The organism is Terriglobia bacterium, from assembly GCA_020072845.1.
In the GTDB taxonomy this organism is placed as follows: Bacteria; Acidobacteriota; Terriglobia; order Terriglobales; family Acidobacteriaceae; genus JAIQGF01.
This window is the reverse complement of the sequence record JAIQGF010000009.1, coordinates 126,838-150,471: the sequence shown is the minus strand read 5'-3', so window position 1 is coordinate 150,471 and position 23,634 is coordinate 126,838. Positions and strand designations below refer to the sequence as shown.

The 23,634-nt window shown below is 62.7% G+C and carries 21 protein-coding genes; 7 read left to right on the top strand and 14 right to left on the bottom strand.

Going from position 1 to position 23,634, the window contains the following annotated elements; genetic code table 11:
- Positions 1-2 precede the first annotated feature (2 nt).
- The 8 genes from mpl to LAN70_09720 form a co-directional block, all read right to left on the bottom strand.
- Entirely contained in the window at positions 3-1,421 is a 1,419-nt protein-coding gene (mpl, locus tag LAN70_09755; protein ID MBZ5511440.1) for a UDP-N-acetylmuramate:L-alanyl-gamma-D-glutamyl-meso-diaminopimelate ligase, read from the bottom strand.
- Between the two features lie 89 nt (positions 1,422-1,510).
- Entirely contained in the window at positions 1,511-2,527 is a 1,017-nt protein-coding gene (locus LAN70_09750; protein ID MBZ5511439.1) for an LD-carboxypeptidase, read from the bottom strand.
- A gap of 108 nt (positions 2,528-2,635) precedes the next feature.
- A complete protein-coding gene (dapF, locus tag LAN70_09745; protein MBZ5511438.1) occupies positions 2,636-3,379 on the bottom strand; it encodes a diaminopimelate epimerase in 744 nt (247 codons plus the stop codon).
- 77 nt (positions 3,380-3,456) lie between these two features.
- Complete coding sequence (locus LAN70_09740) at positions 3,457-5,160, bottom strand: hypothetical protein (GenBank protein ID MBZ5511437.1); 1,704 nt, start codon at positions 5,158-5,160, stop codon at positions 3,457-3,459.
- Positions 5,161-5,270: 110 nt separating this feature from the next.
- Entirely contained in the window at positions 5,271-6,194 is a 924-nt protein-coding gene (locus LAN70_09735) for a sugar kinase (protein ID MBZ5511436.1), read from the bottom strand.
- Positions 6,195-6,275: 81 nt separating this feature from the next.
- The gene (mtnP, locus tag LAN70_09730; protein ID MBZ5511435.1) at positions 6,276-7,148 is read right to left on the bottom strand and encodes an S-methyl-5'-thioadenosine phosphorylase; all 873 of its coding nucleotides are present in this window, start codon (positions 7,146-7,148) and stop codon (positions 6,276-6,278) included.
- A gap of 102 nt (positions 7,149-7,250) precedes the next feature.
- Positions 7,251-8,717 carry a hypothetical protein gene (locus tag LAN70_09725; GenBank protein MBZ5511434.1) on the bottom strand — a complete coding sequence of 489 codons (1,467 nt, stop codon included), beginning with the start codon at positions 8,715-8,717 and terminating at the stop codon, positions 7,251-7,253.
- Positions 8,718-8,824: 107 nt separating this feature from the next.
- Positions 8,825-9,880, bottom strand: coding sequence for a 3-isopropylmalate dehydrogenase (locus LAN70_09720; GenBank protein ID MBZ5511433.1), 1,056 nt, complete (start codon positions 9,878-9,880; stop codon positions 8,825-8,827).
- 178 nt (positions 9,881-10,058) lie between these two features.
- Here LAN70_09720 and LAN70_09715 point away from each other — a divergent pair, with 178 nt between their 5' ends.
- The 6 genes from LAN70_09715 to LAN70_09690 all read left to right on the top strand — a co-directional run bounded on the left by LAN70_09715 (position 10,059) and on the right by LAN70_09690 (position 16,376).
- On the top strand, positions 10,059-11,129 hold the full coding sequence (locus LAN70_09715; GenBank protein ID MBZ5511432.1) for an aminomethyltransferase family protein: 1,071 nt from the start codon (positions 10,059-10,061) through the stop codon (positions 11,127-11,129).
- Positions 11,130-11,203: 74 nt separating this feature from the next.
- Positions 11,204-11,812 carry a DUF1844 domain-containing protein gene (locus tag LAN70_09710; GenBank protein MBZ5511431.1) on the top strand — a complete coding sequence of 203 codons (609 nt, stop codon included), beginning with the start codon at positions 11,204-11,206 and terminating at the stop codon, positions 11,810-11,812.
- Entirely contained in the window at positions 11,809-12,579 is a 771-nt protein-coding gene (locus LAN70_09705) for an MBL fold metallo-hydrolase (protein MBZ5511430.1), read from the top strand. Before LAN70_09710 ends, LAN70_09705 begins: the two co-directional genes overlap by 4 nt.
- 134 nt (positions 12,580-12,713) lie before the next feature.
- Positions 12,714-13,655: a bifunctional riboflavin kinase/FAD synthetase gene (locus tag LAN70_09700; GenBank protein ID MBZ5511429.1), complete on the top strand. Its 942-nt coding sequence runs from the start codon at positions 12,714-12,716 to the stop codon at positions 13,653-13,655.
- A gap of 228 nt (positions 13,656-13,883) precedes the next feature.
- A complete protein-coding gene (locus LAN70_09695) occupies positions 13,884-15,134 on the top strand; it encodes an ABC transporter permease (GenBank protein MBZ5511428.1) in 1,251 nt (416 codons plus the stop codon).
- Positions 15,135-16,376, top strand: coding sequence for an ABC transporter permease (locus LAN70_09690; protein MBZ5511427.1), 1,242 nt, complete (start codon positions 15,135-15,137; stop codon positions 16,374-16,376).
- A gap of 9 nt (positions 16,377-16,385) precedes the next feature.
- Here LAN70_09690 and LAN70_09685 read toward each other — a convergent pair whose 3' ends face one another.
- A complete protein-coding gene (locus LAN70_09685) occupies positions 16,386-16,688 on the bottom strand; it encodes a HigA family addiction module antidote protein (GenBank protein ID MBZ5511426.1) in 303 nt (100 codons plus the stop codon).
- Positions 16,689-16,830: 142 nt separating this feature from the next.
- Between LAN70_09685 and LAN70_09680 the strand changes: the two genes are divergently transcribed.
- A complete protein-coding gene (locus tag LAN70_09680; GenBank protein ID MBZ5511425.1) occupies positions 16,831-18,081 on the top strand; it encodes an MFS transporter in 1,251 nt (416 codons plus the stop codon).
- Positions 18,082-18,185: 104 nt separating this feature from the next.
- Here the strand turns inward: LAN70_09680 and LAN70_09675 are convergent, their stop codons facing one another.
- From LAN70_09675 to LAN70_09655, 5 genes are all read right to left on the bottom strand, one after another.
- On the bottom strand, positions 18,186-19,172 hold the full coding sequence (locus LAN70_09675; GenBank protein MBZ5511424.1) for a DMT family transporter: 987 nt from the start codon (positions 19,170-19,172) through the stop codon (positions 18,186-18,188).
- Positions 19,173-19,287: 115 nt separating this feature from the next.
- The gene (locus LAN70_09670; protein ID MBZ5511423.1) at positions 19,288-19,446 is read right to left on the bottom strand and encodes a glutaredoxin family protein; all 159 of its coding nucleotides are present in this window, start codon (positions 19,444-19,446) and stop codon (positions 19,288-19,290) included.
- A gap of 182 nt (positions 19,447-19,628) precedes the next feature.
- Positions 19,629-20,039, bottom strand: coding sequence for an OsmC family protein (locus tag LAN70_09665; GenBank protein ID MBZ5511422.1), 411 nt, complete (start codon positions 20,037-20,039; stop codon positions 19,629-19,631).
- 7 nt (positions 20,040-20,046) lie between these two features.
- Positions 20,047-20,445: a four helix bundle protein gene (locus LAN70_09660; protein ID MBZ5511421.1), complete on the bottom strand. Its 399-nt coding sequence runs from the start codon at positions 20,443-20,445 to the stop codon at positions 20,047-20,049.
- A 749-nt stretch (positions 20,446-21,194) separates the two neighbouring features.
- Positions 21,195-23,585, bottom strand: coding sequence for a trehalose-6-phosphate synthase (locus tag LAN70_09655; protein MBZ5511420.1), 2,391 nt, complete (start codon positions 23,583-23,585; stop codon positions 21,195-21,197).
- Between the last annotated feature and the right edge of the window lie 49 nt (positions 23,586-23,634).

Here is a 23,634-nt window from a genome sequence, read left to right as displayed (position 1 = left end):
GTTCACGCTTTCGCGGAGACCTCGCGGCTTTTCAGCGAACGCGGAAGCTTCTCATAGATGCCGCCGAAGCCGCCATTGGAAAGAATGGCGACCACGTCGCCGGAGCGCAGTTCGGGCACGATGGCACTGACGATGGCGTCAGCATCGGGCAATTGCCGCGCCGGCGTGCCACGGCGGCGGACTGCCAGCACGACCTCGCCGACATCGAGCCGCTCGGCCTGCGGAATCGCCTCCGACTTAAAGATGCCGGCTACGATCACCTCGTCGGCCATGGAGAGGCTTTGCGCCAAAGCTTCGTGGAAGACGTTGCGGCGCAGCGTGTTCGAGCGCGGCTCCAGCACGGCCCACAAGCGGCGTCCGGGATAGCGCGTGTGCAGCGCCTTCAGCGCTTCGGCTATGGCGGTGGGATGATGCGCAAAATCGTCGATGATGGTGATGCCGCCGATTTCGGCCTTCACCTCCAGGCGGCGCTTCACGCTCTGGAAGGTGCTCAACGCTTCGGCGATCTGCGCGGCGTCAATGCCGGAAGTGGACGCCATGGCCGCGGCAGCGGTGGCGTTGAGCACGTTGTACTCGCCGGCGAGCGCGAAATCGAACTCCGCCCAAGGCTTTCCTTGGCGCAGCACCGACCAGCGGGTGCGGTCGGTATCGTAGCGGACGCCGGTGACGCGCCAGTGCGACTCGCCGGCAAAGCCGTAGCGTTCGACAGGGCAGAAGGCGCGCGCGACACATTCGTCCACCTCGGGCGCGCCGTCCCATGCGATGATGCGCCCGCGCTGCGGCACCAGGTTGACCAGGCGCTTGAAGGCGGTCTTCACCGAGTCAAGGTCCTTGTAGATGTCGGCGTGATCGAACTCGACGGAAGTGAGCACGACGGCGTCGGGAAAGTAGTGCAGGAACTTCGGGCCCTTGTCGAAAAAGGCGGTGTCGTACTCGTCGCCCTCGATGATGAAGTGGCGCCCGCCGTCCAGTTTGAAGCTGGCGCGGAAATTTTCCGCGATGCCGCCGATGAGGAACGACGGGCGGCGGCCGGCGGCTTCGAAGATCCACGCCAGCATGGAGGTGGTGGTCGTCTTGCCGTGCGTGCCCGCGACACTGATGATTTCGCGGCCGCGCAGGAATTCGTCGTAGAGCAACTGGGCCATGGACTGAAACGGGATGCGGTCGTTCAAAACGCGCTCCAGCTCAGGGTTTCCGCGGGAGATGGCATTGCCGACAATGACCAGGTCAGGGCGGGGATCGAGGTTTTGGGCGGCGTAGGGCTGCGCAACCGGAATGTCGAGCGAGGCGAGGAAATCCGACATCGGCGGATAGACGGCGGTGTCGGAGCCGCGGACATCGAAGCCGCGCTGCTTCAGCATGCCCGCCAGCGATGCCATGGCGGTGCCACAGATACCGATCAGATGAACGTGCTTCGACATGAGTTAACGCAAAACCATTTTCGATGGTCGATTGCCGATTGCCGATTGAAACGCGCTCGAGGGCGAGCGCGCTCCATCTTTATTTCAGATCACCCGCTCGTCCGATCACCCGATGTTGCAATTCCCCGCGCCGCCACCGCACTTTCCAGAAACTCGAGGCGGACGGTTTCCGCGGTCACGGTGAGCGCCACTTTCACCCCAAAAGGCAAGGTTGCATTTTCGCGCGAGACGTGTCCCGATCTCAAGCCATACGCGATGGGAATCCGGAGATCGCCGACAATTCTCTGCACGATTTCCTGCAAGGTGTAGGGCTGGTCGGGCGACTGGATGCAGTCCATCATCTCGCCGAAGATGATGCCGCGCACGTCGCGGAACTTTCCCGCGAACTTCATCTGCATCAGCATACGATCGATCTGGTAAGGCTTGGCGCCGACGTCTTCCAAAAAAAGCAGCTTGCCTTCCGTCTGCGCTTCGTAGGGGGTGCCGAGCGAAGCCACCAGGATGGACAGGCAGCCGCCGTAGAGCGCGCCCTCGGCGTGGCCCGGCACCATCGGATTGAGTCCGAACACCTGGTGCGAAGCCAGTTCCCAGTTGAAGTTCCCCGCAGTCGCCGCCTGCCACGACATTTCGTTGACGCCGTGCTCGCGGGCGAAATCACCGGTGATCATGGGACCGTGAAACGTCACCAGGCCGGCAGCATCGTGGAACCATGTGAGCAGGCAGGTGACGTCGCTGTAGCCGGCAAAAATTTTGGGATGCTTGCGGACGATGTCCAGGTCGATATGCGGCAGCAGGTAATTGGCGCCGTAACCGCCGCGCACACAGAGGATGGCGCGGATGTCATCGCGGGAGAACATGCCTTCCAGTTCGCGAGCTCGTCTGGCGGCCGAACCGGCAAAATAGAGATCGCGGTCGAAGATGGTGTCGAGGAATACGGGCTCGTATCCCATCCGGCGCAGCGCCGCCACACCGCGATCGAATAGCTCGCGCTTGAAATAGCTGGCGGGCGCGACAATCCCCACGCGGTCGCCGGGACGGAGCGCGGGAGGCTTGAGCAGAGTTGGCGTCTTGGATGAATCGTTTCGCACGCCCGGCATTGCGTTCATGGTAGCAGCGATGAGGCTTCGGGCTTTAGGTTTTAGGCGTTAGGTTTTCGGCTGCTTGTCGTCGGTCGCCTTTCGCTGCGCAGATCGCCCGATCACCCGATCACCAGATCACCCGATGAAAAATTCTCCACGACACACAATCTCCGCCGGGCCGGTGAGGAAGACCTCGCGTTCCCAGCGCACCGTCTGCGAGCCGCCGGGCGATGTCACGCGCAGCGGCGACTGCGCCCGTCCGCTGGCGATTGCGGCCACGGCGGCGGCGCACGATCCGGTACCCGAGGAGCGCGTTTCGCCCACCCCACGCTCGAAAATTCGGATTTCAATTTCTCCTTTGGCTAGAATGCGTACCAGCTCAACGTTCGTGCCAAACTTGAAGTCGTGATGATGCTCGATCTCGCTCGCCTCCGCCTGCCATCCGGGAACGAACTCATCCACGAACAACACAAAGTGCGGGTTGCCCATTGAGACCGGAATGCCAAGCTGCTCGCCGAAAGCCATCTTGAGGGAAAACGGATCGCCGACCTGCGGCTCGCCCATGGCGATTTCAAATTCAAAATGATGCCCTTCGTGACGGATGAGGGCGCAGGTCTTGATGCCCGCGCCGGTACGGATGGTCAGCTTGTCGCGTTTTTTCTGCGCCACCAGGTGGGCGGCGACGCAGCGCGTGCCATTGCCGGAGATTTCGGCCTCAGAGCCGTCGGCGTTAAACAGGACGCCGTCGGCACCAACGCCTTGATGCCAGTCGAAGATCTTAACCGCAAACGCCTCCAGATCCTTGGGGGCGTGCTTGCCCTCAATGAGCAGGAAGTCGTTGCCGCATGCGTGAGCCTTGGTGAATGGAATGGCGGACATATTTTTGGGTCTTAGGCGTTAGGATTCAGGTCTTAGGCAGCCTAAAGCCTAACGCCTAAAACCTAAAGCCTAAAACCCTAATGCCTGCTCCTATAGATTCTCACCGGCACTTGGCCCGCAGTCTGCACCACGATCAGCAATTCCAAATTCTCGGGATGCAGCGCCACCGCCTCTGCCACCGGGTCGCCGGTGCCGGAAATCACAAAATCCGCATTCGCGGCGGGCGCGCGCAGGGCGGCGTCCCACACGTTCTTAGTCCCTTCATTGATGGTGCGCTTCATGGGGATCGAGGCCCGCTCGAGCGCGCCGCCATGGTCGCCGAGGAACATCAGTAGGGTCGAAGAAGGCGGCAGGCTCGCCAGCAGCGATCCCAGCCGCCCATCCAAGGCGTAGCGCGGGCCGCCGTTGACCCTGATTTCGCGCAGGCAGATGGGCACGTTTCGCCAAACGGAGGTGTAGCTGAGGGCGACGAACGCGCACACCATCACCGCCACGCCCGCGCGCCACACCGGCGAACGGTCACGGGTCATGGCGAAATACACCAGCAGCGCGACCAAGGCGGCGGCGGCCGGCAACAATTGCAGCCCGTAGCGCGTGTTGTAATACGAAAACGGCCACCACTGCGGAATGAAGATGGGCACGTCGCCCCAGGCGATGGCGATGGCGTAAAACGGCCATGGAAGCCAGAGCAGCAGCCACGGCAACAGTCCCCGGCAGCGGACCAGGACAAGACCGATTGACGCCATCGCGAGCAACACCCAGGTTTTCTCCATCCACGATGATGGAGAGCGCGGATCTCGGCGCGTTTCGGCGAGCGTCAGGGTTGCATTGCGGACTAAGTGTTGCGTGGCGACAGTCGGGCTGTGCCAGCCGGGATGATGCGGTTCGCCGGCGTGGCGCGAGCGCTGCGCAATCGCCCTGGCCGAATACCGGCCGGTGGCGAACTCCAGCGGGTTCCCCCAGAGAAATGCGTTGTAGCCGAACCAGAGCGCGGGCGCGAGCGCATTAATGAGAACGAAAGTGGCGAGCGCACGACCGAGATTGCCCAGCAAGTTGCGGCGCAGGCGCGCGCGCGATGCAACCAGGACGACCCCCGCAGCCGCCGCGACGAATGCCGCGCCGTAGAACCAGCCGTCATAGCGGAGCAGCATGTCGCACATCAGCAGCCAGCCGCACCACTTCAGATGGCGCGCCGCCTCCTCGTCTTCACCGTGGAGGGCGAACTGCGCGAAGTCGGTAAAGAAGGCGGTGGCCCAGATCAGCAGCGCCAGGCTGAGCGGCTCGTTGAGCGCCGTGGTCTGGAGATAAATCAGGTTGGGATTGGCGGCGAAGATGCCGGCGGCGATCCAGGCGGCCACGCGCGCGGGACCATCCTCGCCGCCAATCCAGGCGAGTCCGGAGCGCACCAGGCGAAACATCCCGAGCACGCCGAAAACAAACGCGGCCATCGAGGGAATGGCGCCGCCGATTCCGCTGCTCCAGCCGGCGTCGGAGATGATGAATGGAATGGTGAGCAGGTGTTGCAGCGGCAGCCATACGGTGCCGAGTTGCTGCAAGCCGGGCGTGCGCGAATCGAAGACGCGGCGGGCGATGTTGATGTGCGCCACGGCATCGCCGGAAAGCAGGATCTGGCCCCACTTGTAGTAGTGCGCGACCGAGGCCACGGAGAGCACAATCGCGGCCAGCGCCAGCACCTGCACCTCGCCGATGCCGACAGCGCGTTCGCGCAGGCGCTCGGCGCGTTCCTGGCGCACACTCCAGTTTTTCGGCGCAACGGCCATGGGAGAAGCTTAAATGAACTTGCCACCGAGGCACAGAGGACACCGAGACTCACCGAGTTTGTAATCTCTCGGTGAAGCTCGGTGATCTCGGTGTCTCGGTGGTGAACTGGTCACTCGAGATGCGTGAGTTCGCGGAAAATCTCGAAGCGCGCGTCGATCTCTTCCCGCGTCAAGTTCTGCAGGCGTTCCGGGCCGAAGCGCTCCACGGCAAACGATCCCATCACGCCGCCATAAAACATGGCGCGCTTCAGCACTTCTCGGTTCAGTTCGCCCTGCGAGGCGATGTAGCCCATGAATCCGCCGGCAAAAGAATCGCCGGCGCCGGTAGGATCGCGGACTTCGGCCAGCGGCAGCGCGGGCGCGCGGAACGGATGATGACCGACGCCGAACATACGGTCGCCGAAAAAGATGGTCGCGCCGTACTCGCCGTGCTTGATGACCAGCGCCTTGGGACCCATCGCCATCACCTTGTTGGCCGCGCGCAACAGGTTGGACTCGCCGGCCAGCATCTTGGCTTCGGTGTCGTTGATCAGCAGCAGGTCTATCAGCTTGAGCGTCTCCAGCAACTCGCGGCGCTTGCCGTTGATCCAGAAATTCATGGTGTCGCCGCCAACCAGGCGCACCAGCTTGAGCTCGCGCCGCACCTGCGCCTGGAGCACGGGATCAATATTGGCGAGAAAAAGAAATTCGGAGTCGAGATATTCGGCGGGAATCTGCGGCTGGAATTTTTCGAAGACGTTGAGGTCGGTGAAGTGCGTCTTGGCCTCGTTGACGTTCTCGCCGTACTCGCCGCCCCAGTGAAACGTCTTGCCCGGGGCGCGCTGCAGGCCTTTGAGGCAGACGCCGCGCGCGCGCAGGACGTCTTCGTGCTCACGCGTGAAATCGTCGCCCACCACGGCGACAATGCGCACCTCGGTGAAATAACTGGCGGCGAGGGAAAAGTAAGTCGCCGATCCGCCGAGGATTTTTTCCACCTTGCCGAAAGAACTTTGGATGGTGTCGAACGCGACCGAGCCTACAACTAGAATTGCCATTACTCCCCCAAGAAGTCTTCAGTCGTCAGTCTTCGGTCGTCAGCGCGGGCCTGAAGACCGGCGACTGAAGACTGAAGACTCTTACGAACTCTTGCCAAGATACTTTTCCAGAATCAGCTTCAGCCGCTCGCGCGTCTCCGCCGGAATCAACTTGGGGTCGGAAATGATCGCCGAGGCCAGCGCCGACCCGCAATGGCACTTGCGTTGTTTCGGCATCACCTTCACCGCCTCGCGCACCACGTTGCAGGCGTTGGCCGCGTTCTTCAGCAGGACCGCGACCACCTGGTCCACGGTGACGGAATCGTGCGCCGGGTGCCAGCAGTCGTAATCGGTGACCATGGCCAACGTCGCGTAGCAGATCTCGGCCTCGCGGGCCAGCTTGGCCTCCTGCAGGTTGGTCATGCCGATCACGTCCATGCCCCAGGAGCGGTACAGGTTGGACTCCGCCTTGGTGGAAAACTGCGGCCCTTCGATGCACAGGTAGGTCCCGCCGCGCTTGCCGACCACGCCCGCCGCGCCGCATGCCTGCTGCATTGCCTGCGCGACCTCGGGACAGACGGGATCGGCAAAGGCGATGTGCACCACTACGCCGTCACCGAAGAACGTGGAAACGCGCCGCCGGGTGCGGTCGTAGAACTGGTCGGGGATAACGAACTCCAGCGGCTTGTGCTCTTCCTTCAGCGATCCCACCGCCGAAAGCGACAGGATGCGCTCCACTCCGAGCTGTTTAAAGCCGTAAATGTTGGCGCGGAAATTCAGTTCGCTGGGCATGAGGCGGTGCCCGCGCCCGTGCCGCGAAAGAAAAGCCACCTTGCGGCCCTCGAGCGTGCCCAGGATGTACTTGTCCGAGGGATCCCCGAAAGGTGTTTCCTGCTTGCTCTCGCGCATGCCGGTCAGGCCCGGCATCTGGTACAGGCCGCTGCCGCCGATGATTCCGATTTCCGCTTCCGGCAAGGAAGTCTCCTGATGAGGGGTGAATCGGGATTATACAAAACGGTGGCTAGGGTGGGTGGTTGGTGGTTCGTACTGCGCACGCGAGGGCGCGTGTGCCACAGCTTACTTCCCTAGCACTGCCTGCCGCACTTTTTCGACTATCTCCGCCGGCACGCTCTCGATCGTGATGACGATATCGCCACTCAGCCTGATTTCCACGGGGCCCTCGGCGGTGTTCCAGAGTTCGGCGGCACGAGGTGCTGGTCCTGAAAGCACGGGAGGAGCGGGCAAGGGCGCCGGGAGCGTCTGGTAGCGCTTGGGGACGTAACCGCCATACAGGCCATAGAAATCGTTCGCCGCTATCCCGTTCGCCCACTTCGTCACCATCACTAGCGCCAGCTCGCCGCCATTTTTCCGCTTCACCGCGTAATACCAGCCGCCGCGCCACTGCGGAGAAATTTTCTTCGCCACGTCGGCGCCGGAATAAATTTCCGCCATCACCGCGACGTCGAACTCGCCAATCGAACCCACGTCATACTTCTCCCAATCTTTTCCCAGCAGCTTGGCGATGTCGGGCACCGGCATTTGCGGGAGATTTTCACCGGCGAGGTAGGTTGCGGGCTCCATCACCTGGCGCGTGTTTTGCGGCGGCGACTTGAACACGCCGGCGTAGGCCTTGTCTTTGCCGCCCTTGACCAGCAACTCGCGCTCGAAATTGAGCCCTTCGCGGTAAGGAAACAGCAGCACGCGCTTGAGGAACAGCGGCGCGCGGTTGAACACCGGGGAGTCGTCGCTCTCCATCATGCCCTGCTGGATCGCCTGCGTGATGGTCGGCGAGTTCGCGACCGAGTTGCCGGTGGGCGCCAGCAAGTAATCGATCATGACCGCCATCGCCTGGCCCTCGACCACCGCGTGGCGCGCCGCGATCTCCTCGTCACCGCGCGCCTCTTCCGTCGGCGTCTTCTCCGACGTTCCCTTCTCGATCCACTTCTCCAGCCCGAAATTCTGGTCCTGCAGGGCGTGCGTCAGCTCATGCGCCATCACCGGCAGTTGCGACGCCGGCGGCAGCCAGTCGAGCAGGTACACGGTCTTGCTCTTGGTGTCGTAATAGCCGGCCACCTGCTCGCGCAACAATTCAACCAGGAAGGTCTGCAAATCGAAATCGCGCGGCAGCAAACCCAATTTCTTGAGCACAACTTCGGAGCGCCGCAGCCGCTGCGTGTCTTCATCCTCTTTCAGCCGGGCCTCGATGTAGGTCTGCACCTGCTCGCGGTCGGCAAGCTGGCGCTTGATCTGGTGCTTGATGCGCAGGCCGGTGTCGGCGCTGTCGAACTTCAGCACCTCATCAACCGCATTGAGCAGTTCTTGGGCTTCCTCGGGCGTGATGCGGTGCTCGGGGGTGGCCTGCGCGGGCGGCGTGGGCTTGGTTCCCGGCTGCTGCGGCGGTTGCAGGGTGACGTTGGGCTTCGATGGCGGTGGCTGGGCTTGCGGAGGCGCCTGCGCCGTTGCCAATGAAACGACGAAGAGGACGAGAATCGCGACGCGCAGCAACAATCGGCAATCGGCAATCGACAATCGGAAATGAAACAAAGATTCCTCGCTTCGCTCGGAATGACAATTCACTGAGGTTCGCATGCTGCGTTTGAACTTACTGGGATTTTCAGATCACCCGATCACCCGATCACCCGATCGCCCGATTAGCTCACCCGCTTCGCGACCCAGTCGCCTACCTCTCGCGTGCCCATGTTTCCGCCAACGTCCCGGGTCAACTGTTTCGCCCGGACCGCCGCCAACACCGCGGCATCCATGCGGCCGGCATGCTCCTGGAGTCCCAGGTGCGCCAGCATCATGGCCGCGCTCTGGATTGCACCCAGCGGGTTGGCCACGTTTTTTCCCGCCAGCGGCGGCGCCGACCCATGCACCGGCTCGAACATCGACGTGCGGCCGGGATGAATGTTTCCGCTTGCGGCCATTCCCAGCCCGCCCTGCAGCGCGGCGGCAAGGTCGGTGAGGATGTCGCCGAACATGTTGTTGGTGACGATCACCTCGAACTGCCGCGGCTCGCGCACCATCGCAGGGCAGAGCGCGTCCACGAACATGTGCTGCGTTGCGATCTCCGGAGATTCCTTTGCCACTTCTTTGAACACGCGCTGCCACAGCCCGCCCGCATAGGTCATGACGTTCGATTTGTCGGTCATCAGAACTCTCTTGCGGCCGTGGCGTCGCGCATAATCGAACGCGTAGCGGATCACGCGCTCCACGCCCTTGCGCGTGTTGATGTCCTCTTGCGTCGCGACCTCATCGGGCGTGCCCTGCTTGAACGTGCCGCCCATGTCCATGTACACGCCCTCGGTGTTCTCGCGAATGATGGTGAAGTTGACGTCCTCGGGCTTCACGTTCTTGAGCGGGCAGAGACTTTCGTCGAGCAACCGCACCGGGCGGAGGTTGGCGTAGAGGTCCATCTTGAAGCGCATGCCGAGCAGGATTTCCTTGGCATGGAGGTTGCTGGGAACGCGCGGATCGCCGAGGGCGCCGACCAGGATGGCGTCGAAATCGCGCGCCAGCATCTCGAATCCGTCGGCTGGGATGGTGGTGCCGTCGCGCAGGTAGCGATCGGCGCTCCAGTCGAATTCGGTGCAGTCCACCGGCGCTCCGCAGGCGCGCACCACCTTCAGCGCCTCGGCAATGACTTCTTTGCCGATGCCGTCGCCGGGGACCACGGCAATCCTTTTTCTCTCGCTCACGGGTGACACGATACAGCAGTCGACGGTCTACGGTCGACGGTCGACACCCGACGGTCCAAGGACCGACACTGATTGAAATGTCATCCCGAGCGAGCGCTGCCTGGTTTTGGGTGGCGCGAGTCGAGGGATCTTGAGTTTGCCGTCAGCCGTCGACCGCTGACCGTCGACTATAATCATTTCTTCGACCATGCCCACGACTCCACTCCATGACCGGCTTGCCGCCGCCGGCGCGCGCTTCAGCGACTACCTGGGCGCGGAAACCGCTGCCGCCTTCGGCGATGCCCGGCGCGAATACGTGGAACTGCGCTCCGGGGCCGGCATCTACGACCTGGGCTGGCGCGCGAAAATCGTGGCCACCGGCGCCGACCGCGTCCGCTGGATGAATGGCATGGTTACCAATAACGTTCGCGACCTTCCGTTTGGCCACGGCAATTACAATTTCCTGCTCAACGCGCAGGGGCGCATCCTGGCGGACATGTACATCTACAATCGCGGCGACTACCTGCTGATGGACACGGCGCGCTGGCAGGCGCCCAAGCTGCTGGAAGTGATGAACAAATACATCATCATGGATGATGTGGAGCTCACCGAGATCAGCGACAAGCTCACCTCGCTCGCCGTTCAGGGGCCGCGCGCGCGCGAGGTGCTCGGCGATGCGGGATTCGGCTTCAAATTGGCCGACGCAGAGCCGCTTCAGGTGCAGGACATTACCTGGAACGACATCGGGCTTTCGGTTACGCGCACGGCCGGCGACATCTCGCACGCCTATGAAATCTGGCTCGCGCCCGCCAACGCCGGCGCTGCATGGGATGCGCTGGTGCGCAGCGGCGCCAAGCCGGTCGGCACCGAGGCGCTGGAGATGTTCCGTCTCGCCGCCGGCATTCCGCGCTACGGCCAGGACATCAGCGAGCGCTACCTGCCGCAGGAAACCGATCAGGGGCAGGCACTCAATTTCAAGAAAGGCTGTTACATTGGGCAGGAAATCGTGGAACGCATCCACTCGCGCGCGCTGCTCCATCGCAAGCTGACCGGGTTTGTGGTGGATGGCCCACCGCCCGTACCGGGCGCCAAGATCCAGCAGGACGGCAAGGACGTCGGCGAGGTCACCAGCGCGCTCACGGTTCCGGGCAGCAACGGCGCCCGCACGCTGGCGCTCGGGTATGTGCGCACAGAAGCCCTCGCTACCGGCACGGAGTTCAGGGTTGACGGTGCGCGCGCCATCGCCCAACTGCTGCCCTACAAGGAGCTGGCGGCATGAATCAGTTTCAGTTTCAGTTTCAGTTTCAGCCGGGGCGATGTAAGGACCCGTAATTCTTCTAAACAGTCACAGCTATGCCTGACAAGAAAGAACCCGAATTTACCGTGACCGACCGCCGGCGCTTCACGTCGGAAGGTGAAACTGCGCCCGAACCGGCGCTCGAGCCGGCGCCGGCAGCGCGCCCTGCGGAGCCGCCAAAGGCGGTGGCGCCCGTGGCGCCTGAGCCGCCGCCACCCGAACCGCCGAAGCCGGAAGAGCGCAACGTCCCGCCGCCGCCGAGCGTTGCCGACCGCCAGGCGCAGCACGATGCCTTCAAGGAAACGTCGAAGAAGCTCGATGCGCAGATCCAGTCCGAACTCGGCGGACGCCGCGTGCAGGACTTCGAGATGAACTTCGAGCGCTTCATCGCCTCGCTGTACATGAGCGCTCTCATGCAATTGGGCTTGATGCACGAGCAGGGAGGCCAGGCGGGGGTGGACCTGCTGGGCGCGCGCTCGACCATTGACACGCTGGGGATGCTGGCCGACAAAACCAAGGGCAATCTCACGATGATGGAAGACAACCTGATGCAAAACGTCCTCTACGAGCTGCGCATGGCCTATGTCGAGGTCACCAACGCGATCGCGCGCGGCCCGCAGACGCCGGGCGCGCCGCCGCCACCAGGTGGACTCAACATCAAATGAAAGCCATCCTGACCGTGCTCGGCAGCGGGACGTCCATGGGCGTGCCCACCATCGGCTGCCGGTGTGCGGTGTGCACCTCGACCGACCCGCACGACCGCCGCACGCGCCCGTCCGTCCTGGTGGAGTACGGCGAGCACCGGGTGCTGATCGACTCCACGCCGGATTTTCGCGAGCAGGCGATCCGCGAAGGCATCCGCCACCTCGACGCCGTGCTCTACACCCATGCTCACGCCGACCACATCCTCGGCCTCGACGACCTGCGCCCGCTGACCTTTCACAGCGCCGGCAAGATTCCGCTGTACGCGCAGACATCGGCGATTGGACGCATCCGCGAAATGTTCAGCTACATCTTTGCGGGTGATTACAAGTACGGCGGCATCGCGCAGGTGGAACTGAATACGCTGGAGGGACCGTTGGAACTGCACGGCGTCTGCTTCGATCCCATCCCGGTGATGCACGGCGACGTCGAAATTTGCGGCTTCCGCTTCGGTTCGGCCGCCTATCTTACCGACTTCAACGAAATTCCGGAGCGCTCGATGGAGCGGCTGGGAGGACTGGACATCCTGTTCCTTGACGCGTTGCGCCACAAGCCGCACCCGACGCACTCGACGGTTGCGAATTCGCTGGAGTTGATCGAGCGGCTCCATCCGCGCCGGGCATTTTTCACCCACATCTCCCACGACCTAGGGCACGAAGAAACCAATGCCGGGCTGCCGGAGCACGTGCGGCTTTCGCACGATGGAATGAAGCTGGAATTTGAGATTTGAATGAACTTGGGAATCGAAAAAGAGTCAACCGCTAAGGACGCGAAGGGCCGCAAAGGATTTCGTTCTTCCTTCTTTGCGTCCTTGGCGTCCTTTGCGGTTCAGCTTTTTGCTGGTGAGTCGCTAGTCGCACCTGAATGAAGATTTTCCGCCATCTCGACGAAGTTCCGGCCGACCACGGACCTGCCATCGCCTCGGTCGGCAACTTCGATGGCGTGCACCGGGCACATCGCCGAGTGGTGAGCGAACTGGTGCGTCGCGCGCGGGAGATCGGCGGCAGCTCGATCGTGGTCACCTTCGACCCGCATCCCATGCGCGTGCTGCGCCCCGACGTAGCGCAGCGCCTGCTCACGCCCTTGCCGGTGAAGCTGCGCCTGCTGGAGGAAACCGGCGTTGATGCCGTGCTCGTGCTCCCGTTTTCGCGCGACCTGTCGCTGATGACGCCGCTGGAATTTGTCGAGGAGGTGATGGTGCGCGCCCTGCATGCGCGCGAAGTGCACGAGGGCTTCAATTTCCACTTCGGACACCGCGCGCAGGGGAACGTGGACCGGTTGGCCGAGTTCGGACGCGAGTTCGGGTTCGAAGTGAAAATCTACCCCGCGCTCACCATCCGCGGCGAAGTGGTTTCCAGCTCGCGCATCCGGGAACTGCTGGCCGCGGGCAATGTGAGCCGCGCGCGTCATCTGCTGGACCGCGTGTTCAGCATCGTCTCCACGCCCGGGCGCGGCCGCGGCTACGGGCTCAAGTACACCGTCCCGACCATCAATCTGAGCCGCTACGACGAGATGGTCCCGCGCAACGGCGTGTACATCACGCGCACGCGGGTCAACGGGGAGACCTTCGACTCGGTCACCAATGTTGGCGTCCGTCCCACCTTCGGACCTGACTCCTTCGCCATCGAGAGCCACTTGCTCAACTTCCATCCCATTTCCCTGACCGCGCAAACGGAGGTCGAGCTCTGTTTCCTGCGGCGCCTGCGAGACGAACAGAAGTTTCCCAACGTGGAAGCGCTGCGCGAGCAGATCGCGCATGATGTGAAGCACGCGAGAAGGTACTTCCATCTGGCGAGCAAGACCTAGTGACTTCGCTGGCACGTTTTCGGTTCTCGGTTATCGGTTTTCGGTGACCTTATGGCCGGCGTTAGTCACAAACCGAGAACCGATAACCGTGAACCGAGAACCTATGTAAAACGTTGTAAATTCCCCGTTTCGCGTCATCTCCCAGGAACAATTCCGCTTACTCTGGCGTATGTGTAGACAGGGACGATAACCAAGCTCCGTTCGCCCCGTCTATCCCGGTACAGCAACATGCGCATGCTGTTCGATATTCTCGGCCAGATGCTGCGCACCCTGTGGGCGCACAAGATGCGCTCGTTTCTCACCATGTTCGGCATCGCGTGGGGCGTGGGTTCGCTGCTGCTGCTGGTGGGCCTTGGGGAAGGCTTCCGCACCGGTCAGAAGAAGCAGCTCTCGACGCTGGGCGAAGACGTGCTCTTTATCTGGGGCGGGCGCGCGCCGGCGGTTGAAGGCAACTTCAACGGCATGCGCCAGTACTACCTCACCTTTCGCGACTGGGAAGATATCGTTCGCGAATGCAACGAGTGCCGCGCTGCCGCTCCCGGAATTTTTCGCGGCGACATCCGCGCGGTGAGCGCGTTCAACAGCTCCTCCGGCCAGCTCATGGGCGTGACCCCGAATTACAACCTGATTCGCTACATCCCCATCAAGACCGGCCGCTGGCTGAACGACGGCGACAACACCGAACGCCACTCGGTGGTCGTGCTCGGCGATGAAGCGCGCCGAATCCTGTTCCAGGGACAACCCGCCGTGGGCAGCACCATCCTGCTCAACGGCGTCCGCTTCGAGGTGATCGGCACCGTCGAACGCATCGGGCACGGCGATAACAACACCATGAACCTGCGCATCATGATCCCTTTCGAGACCATGCGCATGTTCTTTCCCCGCAAGGACACCGGCGAGGTGCCGGACGCAATTTCGTTTATCAATTACCAGCCGCGGGTGCACGCGCTGCATGAACTCGCCCGCGCCCAGGTGCACAAGATCGTGGGCCGCAACCACCAGTTCGACTGGACCAACAAAGACGCCTTCGACGAGTGGGACTCGATCCAGACCTACGACATGGTGGGCAAGATTTTTGACGCCATGGACATGTTTCTCGGCACCGTCGGCCTGGTGACCCTGGCACTGGGCGCGATCGGAATCATCAACATCATGTTGGTGGCGGTGGCGGAGCGCACCCCGGAGATCGGACTGCGCAAGGCGCTGGGCGCCACCAATCGCAGCGTCATGTTCCAGTTTTTTGCCGAGGGCGCGTTCCTGACCCTGCTCAGCGGCGGCTTTGGCATGGCCGTGGCCGCCGCATTGTGTGCCGCGCTGGGCACGCTGCCCGCGCCGCCGGGATGGGACACGCCCAAGATCGTGCCTTCATCGGCGGCTATAGCGATCGGGAGTTTGGCGCTGGCGGGAATCATCGCCGGCCTCTATCCGGCGCGCAAAGCCGCCATGCTGCAGCCGGTGGAAGCGTTGAGGAAGGAATAAATGAGCGGCGACCTGCTCAAGATGGCGTACGAGGCCATGAGCCACAACCGGCGGCGCACCCTCCTTACCATGCTCGGCATGGCGTGGGGCATCGCCACCGTGGTGCTGCTGCTCGCCTACGGCGACGGCTTCGGCCGCGCTATTTATGCCATCTTCAACAATTTTGGCGCCAAGGCGGTCGGCGTATTTCCCGGGCGCACTTCGATGCAGGCGGGCGGCAACAAAGCGGGCGTGGAGACTCGATTCACCGACGACGACCTGGAGCGCCTGCGCAACGTTGTGCCGCTGGTACGCCACATGGCCCGTGCCAACGGCAAGACCGTTCCCGTGCAGCGCGAGGAGCGGGCCTTCAATTTCGACGTTGAGGGCATCGATCCGCCGGCACAAAATATCTGGAACCTGAACACCGAGTCCGGCCGCCTGCTTACCGATGAAGACAATTTTTCTCACGCGCGGGTCGCGGTCCTCGCCTGGGAAGCCAAGCAAAAGCTGTTCTCGGGAGCGCCCGCGGTGGGCCAGCGTGTGCGCCTGGGCGGCGTGACCTTTGAAGTTGTCGGGGTGCTCAATGCGCGCATGCAGGAGGGCGACGACGACATCAACCGCACCGTCTACATCCCCTACAACACTATGGGCCTGCTGAAGGACATCCATTATGTCGGCAGCATCTGGCTGGATTACGAGGCGCTCGACCACGACAAGGTGACCAAGACCATTCGCGAAACCATGGGAATCGCGCACAGCTTCAATCCCGAGGACCAGCGCGCCATCTTTGTGTTCGACGCGCAAAAGCAGCTCGCGCAATTTGAAATCATCACCCTCGGCATCCAGATCCTGATGGGCTTCATCGGCACGCTCACGCTGGGGATCGGCGGCGTCGGGCTGATGAACATCATGCTGGTGTCGGTGACCCAGCGCACCCGCGAGATCGGTGTGGAGAAAGCGCTCGGCGCCCGCAAACGCGACATCCTCTTTCAATTCCTCGCCGAAGCGCTGGTCATCACCGCGGTGGGCGGGGTCTGCGGCATCATCATGTCGTATGCGGTTTCGCTCGGCGCCGGACGCATCACTCTTTATAGCGCACTGGCAAAGCACGCGGAAGCCGGCGATATCACGCTGCTGATCCAACCGCGTATCCTGGCCATCGCCACCGCCATCCTTGCTTTTGTTGGACTCGCCAGCGGCATGTTCCCCGCCATCCGCGCCGCCAACCTCGATCCCATCGAAGCGCTGCGCTACGAATAAATAAGAGTTCTATGCGTGTACGTGTTCGACACGTTTCAGGATCGGCAATCCCTTAATGGATCTCCCAACCTTCTTCTGCGCGATCCGTAAATCATAAAGACTTTGCAGATTGAGCCAGAATTCGGCAGTTGTGCCGAAGAAGTGGGCGAGGCGCAGGGCCGTGTCGCCAGTGATGGCGCGCCTTCCATTCAGGATCTCGGTGACGCGGTTGGTCGGAACATCGAGCTGGCGCGCAAGCTCCGCGGCGCTCATGCCCAGTTTCTTCAGCTCTTCGGCCAGATGTTCACCAGGGTGAATAGCGGTAAGTGGCATGATTTTCTCCAAGCTACGCGTTACGTCAAGCATAATGCCATGATCGGCTGCAGTACGCGACTCAGCGCATCCGGATGTCAGCCGAGCCAAAGGATCGTCAATCTCCAATCTTCAGTCGTCAATCCTCTATAATCCCGCCGCCATGCATCAGTCCAAGCCCTGGCTCCTCGACCTGGCTCCCCACGAGCGCTGCACGCTAATCGCCACCTTTGGCGGATGGGCGCTCGACGGCATGGACGTTATGGTGTACAGCTTCGCGATTCCGGCCCTGATTACGCTGTGGCATATCAGCAAAGGACGCGCCGGGATTCTGGCCGCCGCCACGCTCATCATCTCCGCCGTCGGCGGCTGGCTCGCCGGACTTCTGGCCGACCGCTACGGACGCGCCCGCGTGCTGCAGATCACCATTGCCTGGTTCGCGCTGTTCACCTTTCTCAGCGGCTTCACCAATTCGTTTTGGCAATTGCTGGTCACGCGCGGCCTGCAGGGCCTCGGATTTGGCGGCGAATGGGCGGTCGGATCGGTGTTGATGGGTGAGGCCATCCGCGCCCAGCATCGCGGCAAGGCCGTCGGCACTGTCCAAGGCGGATGGGCAGTCGGGTGGGGAATGGCGGCGATTTTCTATGCCGTGCTATTTTCCGCCCTGCCAGCGACACTGGCGTGGCGCGCCATGTTCTGGATCGGGATCCTTCCGGCGCTGCTGGTCTTTTACATCCGGCGCTACGTGCCGGAGCCCGAGGTCTATAGCCGCACCCGGGTGGAATTGGCCGCATCCGGCGATGCCAGCCGGTTTTTGGAAATTTTCTCGCCCTCGCTGCTGCGCGTCACCGTGCTGACCTCGTTGATGGCGACCGGCGCGCAGGGCGGGTACTACGCGATCACCACCTGGCTGCCCACCTACCTGAAGACGGCGCGCGGCCTGTCGGTGCTGAACACGGGCGCGTACCTGCTGGTGGTGATCGTGGGATCGTTTACCGGATACATGGTCAGCGCCTGGCTGACGGACCGGCTCGGCCGGCGGCGCACGCTCATCCTCTTCGCCGTGTGCTCGTTGGTGGCCGTCGCCGCCTACACCTATCTCCCGATCGGCAACCACGTCATGCTGGTGCTGGGATTTCCGCTGGGATTTTTTGCCTCGGGATCGTTTGGCCCCATGGGAGCGTTTCTGACCGAACTTTTCCCCAGCCGCGTGCGCGGCTCCGGCCAGGGTTTTTCCTACAATTTCGGACGCGGCATCGGCGCCCTGTTCCCCGCTCTCGTCGGCTACCTCAGTGTGCGCATCTCGCTGGGAGCTGCGATCGCAACGTTTTCCCTGTCCGCGTACCTGCTGATGATCGTAGCGGTGGTGTTCCTGCCGGAAACGAAAGGCAAAGAGCTGAAGGCGTGGGAATAGTCCCGAATTTGTAATTGGTAATTTGTAATTTGTAATTTGTAATTTCCAGGTTCTGGACACTGCCGCGACAGAACAATTGCAAATTACAAATTGCAAATTACAAATCACTCTATCGGCTCCACCATCTCCTCTTTCCCCGAGAGTTGCACCAGCACCGTGCCCGTCAGCACCACCACGATTCCCACCACCTGCACCCCGCGCACCAGTTCGCCCAGCGTCAGGGCGGCGATCAGGATGGAGAACACCGGCTCCAGGCAACTGGTCACGATGGCGCGGGTGGCATCCAGGTGCTGCAATCCTGCAATGTAAAACGAAAACGGCAGCAGCACCGAGGTCACCGAGAACACCGCCAGAAATGCCCACTGCGCCCGCGAGTAGTGCCCGGCGATGATTCGCCACGGCGGGTTGATCACAAGCCAGCACAGCGCCGAGCCGATCAGAATGTAGAGCAGCACCTTCCAACGGTCGTGCCGCTTGAGCAGCGGCGGAATAAAAATGTTGTAGTACGCAAATGACAGTGCCGCGGCCATGCCTGCCGCTACCCCGATCGGATTGATGCGGAACTGGCCTGTGCCCACGGCGCCGATGGCGAGAGCACTGCCCACCACCGCCAGCGCGACGGAGAATACGCGCGACGCCGTCGCCTTCTGCACGCCCCGCGCCACCATGTACAGCAGTACGCACACCGGCGCGGTGTATTGCAGGATGATGGCGGTGGCGACGTTGGTCTTCTGGATCGCGAGGTAATAGAAATAATTCGAGGCCGCCACGCCGAGGACGCCGATCAGCAGTGCGCGCACTAGGTCGGCGCGCGACATCTTCAGCCCCGCCGCTCGCCGCCGCGCCAGCAGAACGGGCGCGAGCACCAGCAAGGCCAGCGTGACGCGCGTCTGCGCCAGAATCAGCGGTCCGATCGGCGGCAGCGCCTGCCCCGTGACCAGCCGGCCGGTGAACGCTGCCCTTCCCAGCGATGCCGAAATTCCCCAACACAACGCCGCCGCCGCGATGAACACGTAGCCGCGAACGGGGTGGGCCGCATGAGCGCCACTGGGCGGCAGTCGCGATTCGGCGTTTGCGATCTCCGTTTTCACGGCTGCTCGAGTTTATCTGAATGGCCGTCGACCATCGACCATCGACCGTCGACTGCGTCCAACACAAAAGGCACGGCTCACACCGTGCCTCCGTGTCCCTCATCCAAATCTGCGGCTAGTCGCCCATCATCAACTCGTCCAGGCGGTCGGGATCGAATCCGATCATCACCTCTTCGCCGATCACCAGCGTCGGCGTCGAGCGGCTCTGGTACTTGTGGACCAAGTCGTTTACCGCCTGTGCGTCCACCGACACATCGCGGTCCTCGTACTCGATACCTCTCGCCGAGAGGTAGGCCTTGGCGGTGCGGCACGGCGGTCAACCCGGTTGCGTGAAGATGACGACATTTTTTGGCATGCAGGCTAGACGCAGCTACCTGGCTCGGGGCTGCAAATATTTTCGTTGTGGATGCACAAGTCAGCAACTATTCACCACCGAGCCACCGAGGGGGCGGGAACTCACCCCGGCAGGACCTCGATCTCCGACGTAATCTTCGCCGTCTTGCCCAGCATTTGCGAGACCGAGCAGTACTTCTCCTTGGACAGGCGGACCGCGTCCTCGACCGACTTGCGCGAGACTTTGCCGGCGACGCGGTAGCGCAGCTTGATGGAGGTGTAGACCGCCGGAGGCTGGGGCGCGCGCTCCGCCTCGGCGCTGACTTCCAGGCGCGTGAACGGCTCGCGCTTCTTGCGCAGAATGCCGACGACATCGCTGGCGGTGCAGCCGCACAGGCCGATGAGCACCAGTTCCATCGGGCTCGGTCCGGTTTTGTCCTTGGCGGCATCCACGACAATCGCGTGCCCGCTGCTGGCGACCCCCACGAATCGTTCCCCATCGGTCCACGATGCGGAGGCAGTTACCATTGTCATTTTCCTCCTAAGGCAAAACCATTTCCGATTGTCGATTGTCGATTGCCGATTTTGCCGCCTCCGCCGTTCGTTTCGAAGCGGTAAAGATCGCGACCAGTTGGTTTGCTTCGTCAATGAGCTGCGCCATGCGCTTGGGCGGCACCAAGCCGGTATCCACCAGCATTTCGAGCCAGAAAGTCGTCTCGTCCGCTTCTTCGATCACAATTCCCAGTTTTGCGACAAATTCGTCACGAGAGCGGGAACGGCACGCGGCGCGGTAGTTTGCTGCAACTGACGTCGCGGACCTAAGCACTTGGCGGCCAATGACACTGGCGCTGGGTTTTCGCGGCAGGGCTTCGACCACGCGGACCACCCGAACGGCAAATTCCTTGGTCCTTTGCTTCAGCTGCTCGGCTTGTGCCCCCATGTTCACCTCCGCAACAATGGAGAACTAATGAGGTTAAGCGAGATATCTGGGCGTTCTCAATGGAAAATGTCGCCGTGAATACTTGCGATTCCCTAATCGGCAAGATTGATTTGAAAATCGGCAATCGACAATCGACAATCAGCAATGAATTTGCTTTTTCTGGCATCCAATCCGCCATGCGCTTTCTTGCGCTTGCCACCGATTACGACGGAACGCTGGCCACCCACGGCCGAGTTGACGGCATCGTGCTTCCGGCGCTGGACCGGTTGCGCGCCTCCGGCCGCAAACTCTTGCTGGTGACCGGACGCGAGCTGCACGACCTGCAGAATGCTTTCCCGGAAGCAGCGCTCTTTGACCGCATCGTCGCCGAGAACGGCGCGTTGCTGTTCCGGCCTTCGTCGAACCAGGAAATCGCGTTATGCGGCCCGCCTGATCCCAGGCTGCTGGCCGCGTTGCGCGGCCGCGAAGTTCCGTACTCTACCGGGCGCGCGATCGTTGCCACCGACGACGCCCACCACGCCGCGGTGGCCTCGGCGATTCACGAACTGAATCTCGCCCTCGACGTCCACATCATCCTGAACAAGGGCTCCCTGATGATTCTTCCCACGGGCGTGGACAAGAAGACCGGCCTGGAAGCGGCGCTCGCCGAACTGCAACTGGCGCCCGCCAACGTGGTCGGGATCGGCGACGCGGAAAACGACGCCAGCATGCTCGCCGCGTGCGGCTGTGCCGCGGCGGTGGCCAACGCCCTACCGCAGATCAAGCGAAACGCCGCCCTGGTTACCGCTTCCGCTCATGGCGCCGGAGTGGCGGAGCTGATCGGGCAGCTTCTCGACAACGACCTCGGGCGCTACGCCCTGCGCCACACCCGCGGCTAGCGCCGGCTTTCGCGGCGGAGCGGCCAGATCCAGGCGCACGTCGCACAACTCGCCGATCAGGTTGGCCGCCCAGCGGTACACGTTGTGCTGCCGCACCACCTGGCGCATGCGGCGCATGCGCGCCCGCCGTTCCGTGCCTTCCATCTCCAGCGCCTGGTAAATGGCGTCGGCCAGCTTCTCGGTGTCGTAGGGGTTGACGATGAGGGCGTCGGGCAGCTCGCGCGCCGCCCCGGTGAAGGGACTGAGGACAAGTACACCCTCGTCGTCATCTCGTGACGCGATATATTCCTTGGCCACCAGGTTCATGCCATCGTGCAGCGAAGTCACCAGGCAGACGTCGGCGGCGCGGTAGAACCGCTCCAGTTCGGCGTGGGTGTGATGGCGGTCGCGGAGGATGATCGGCTGCCATTTTCCCGACCGAAAGCGCCGGTTGATGCGCTCCGCCGTGGCCGCCACCTCGCCCATGAAGTCGTGGTAGCGCTGGATATGAGTGCGGCTGGGAGCGCCGATCTGTACGAAGCTGAACCGCCCCTGGTTCTGCGGGTACTTCTCCAAGAACCGTTCCACGGCCAGCATGCGTTCCACGATGCCCTTGGTGTAATCCATGCGGTCCACGCCGAGACCGATGTAGAGCGCGTCCACGCCGATTTCCTGCAGCAGCTCCGCCTGCTGCTGGTGCGGGTTGGGTTTCTCCTCCTGCTCGGTGACCGGAGGCATCACAATGCTGATGGGAAACGGCCGCACCATGGTCATGTGCTCGCCGCGATTCACGTTCCTGCGGTCCCACTCGATGCGCGATTCCAGGACGCGGTCCACGGTTTCCAGGAAATTGTCGCAATGCGCCTGGATATGGAACCCGACCAGGTCCGCCCCCAGCAGTCCGTCGAGCAACTCGGCTTGCCACGGACAAATGCCGAACGCCTCCGGGTTCGGCCACGGGATGTGCCAAAACACGCCGACCCGCGCGTCCGGACGCCGCTGCTTGATCATCCGCGGCAGCAACGCGAAGTGATAATCCTGGACGACCACGATCGGTTGCTCCACGCCGCGCATCTCGTCCCAGAGCGCGTCGGCGAATTTCTGGTTGACGCGCTGGTACTCCTCAAAATCGGCGGCGCGAAACGTCGGCCGGGTGTGCGCAATATGACAAAGCGGCCATAGCCCTTCATTGGAAAACCCGTAGTAATACCGTTCTTCCTCCTCTTTCGTCAGCCAGACCCGCCGCAGGGTGTAATGCGGGTCCTCCGGGGGAACGCGGACGCATTGGTTGGCGTCCACCGTCTCCTGGTCGGCGTCGCCGCTGCCGTGGGCGATCCAGGTGCCGTCGCAGGCGCGCAGGATGGGCTCCAGCGCGGTGACCAGGCCGCTGGCCGGCACCATCGTCTGCAGCAGGTTCCCCTTGCGGGTGTGCATGTAGGGCTCGCGGTTGGAGATCACGAACAGGCGGCTTCCCTGCAAGCGGGTGCGCAGCGAGACCGCCAGGCGCTCCGCCGTCCACGACGATTCCGCCGTTTCGCGCATCCGGGCTTCCCGCTCCGCCGAAGCGCGCGCCTCCGCCAGGCTGCGCGCAAAGTTATGCGCCTCGTTGGCGAGGGGTTTCAGAACATCATCGGAGCCGGCCAGGCCGGACGCGCCGGGATTGCGTCCGTGGCGCAGTTCGCGCATCCAGGCCGCGGTACGCGCAATGGGTTTCACCACGCTGCGCTCGAACATGATCACCGTGGTCAGGATGATCAGGAGCACCTGCGCCAGGACGCGCCACGACATGTCCCGCCACGCCTGCCATCGCGCGGCGACGATGTAAGCGGCGTCGTGCACCACCAGCAAACCACCCGCGACATGGTCATCTTCGTGGAGGGGGATAGCGCGGAAGTGGACCGGATGGCCGTTGAGGCGCAAGAATGCTCCCTGCGGCATGTCTTCATGCATGGCCTTCGCAAGCGTTTCGGGCCGCCCCGCAATCTGCCCCACCAACGATGCCGAGATCGCTACCGGGCCGCCGCTTTCGCCGTACACCGCAAGTCCGGCGAGTTGCTTCTGGTTGGCAAATTGCACGGCCAGCCGCTGAATGCCGGCCTTGTCGCCGCGGTGCAACATGGATTCGACCCGCGGCTGCAGGCTCTCCGCCAGTGCATCGGCGCGATGCTCCAGTTCCTGGCGCAGCACCAACCTCTCCCGCTCCGCCTGGTAGTACGACGAGAACACCGACACCAGCAGAACGCAGAGCACCAGGCAGCCGATCAGCCGCGCCACAATACGCATAACCCCTCGTTACGAACTTTGAGCCTCTGCAGATCTTGCCGGATGGTTG

Coding starts and splice junctions, on each gene's coding strand:
- mpl (MBZ5511440.1), bottom strand. CDS start 1,421: ATGTCGAAGCACGTTCATCTGATCGGTATCTGTGGCACCGCCATGGCA.
- LAN70_09750 (MBZ5511439.1), bottom strand. CDS start 2,527: ATGAACGCAATGCCGGGCGTGCGAAACGATTCATCCAAGACGCCAACT.
- dapF (MBZ5511438.1), bottom strand. CDS start 3,379: ATGTCCGCCATTCCATTCACCAAGGCTCACGCATGCGGCAACGACTTC.
- LAN70_09740 (MBZ5511437.1), bottom strand. CDS start 5,160: ATGGCCGTTGCGCCGAAAAACTGGAGTGTGCGCCAGGAACGCGCCGAG.
- LAN70_09735 (MBZ5511436.1), bottom strand. CDS start 6,194: ATGGCAATTCTAGTTGTAGGCTCGGTCGCGTTCGACACCATCCAAAGT.
- LAN70_09715 (MBZ5511432.1), top strand. CDS start 10,059: ATGCCCACGACTCCACTCCATGACCGGCTTGCCGCCGCCGGCGCGCGC.
- LAN70_09710 (MBZ5511431.1), top strand. CDS start 11,204: ATGCCTGACAAGAAAGAACCCGAATTTACCGTGACCGACCGCCGGCGC.
- LAN70_09705 (MBZ5511430.1), top strand. CDS start 11,809: ATGAAAGCCATCCTGACCGTGCTCGGCAGCGGGACGTCCATGGGCGTG.
- LAN70_09700 (MBZ5511429.1), top strand. CDS start 12,714: ATGAAGATTTTCCGCCATCTCGACGAAGTTCCGGCCGACCACGGACCT.
- LAN70_09695 (MBZ5511428.1), top strand. CDS start 13,884: ATGCGCATGCTGTTCGATATTCTCGGCCAGATGCTGCGCACCCTGTGG.
- LAN70_09690 (MBZ5511427.1), top strand. CDS start 15,135: ATGAGCGGCGACCTGCTCAAGATGGCGTACGAGGCCATGAGCCACAAC.
- LAN70_09685 (MBZ5511426.1), bottom strand. CDS start 16,688: ATGCCACTTACCGCTATTCACCCTGGTGAACATCTGGCCGAAGAGCTG.
- LAN70_09680 (MBZ5511425.1), top strand. CDS start 16,831: ATGCATCAGTCCAAGCCCTGGCTCCTCGACCTGGCTCCCCACGAGCGC.
- LAN70_09665 (MBZ5511422.1), bottom strand. CDS start 20,039: ATGACAATGGTAACTGCCTCCGCATCGTGGACCGATGGGGAACGATTC.
- LAN70_09660 (MBZ5511421.1), bottom strand. CDS start 20,445: ATGGGGGCACAAGCCGAGCAGCTGAAGCAAAGGACCAAGGAATTTGCC.
- LAN70_09655 (MBZ5511420.1), bottom strand. CDS start 23,585: ATGCGTATTGTGGCGCGGCTGATCGGCTGCCTGGTGCTCTGCGTTCTG.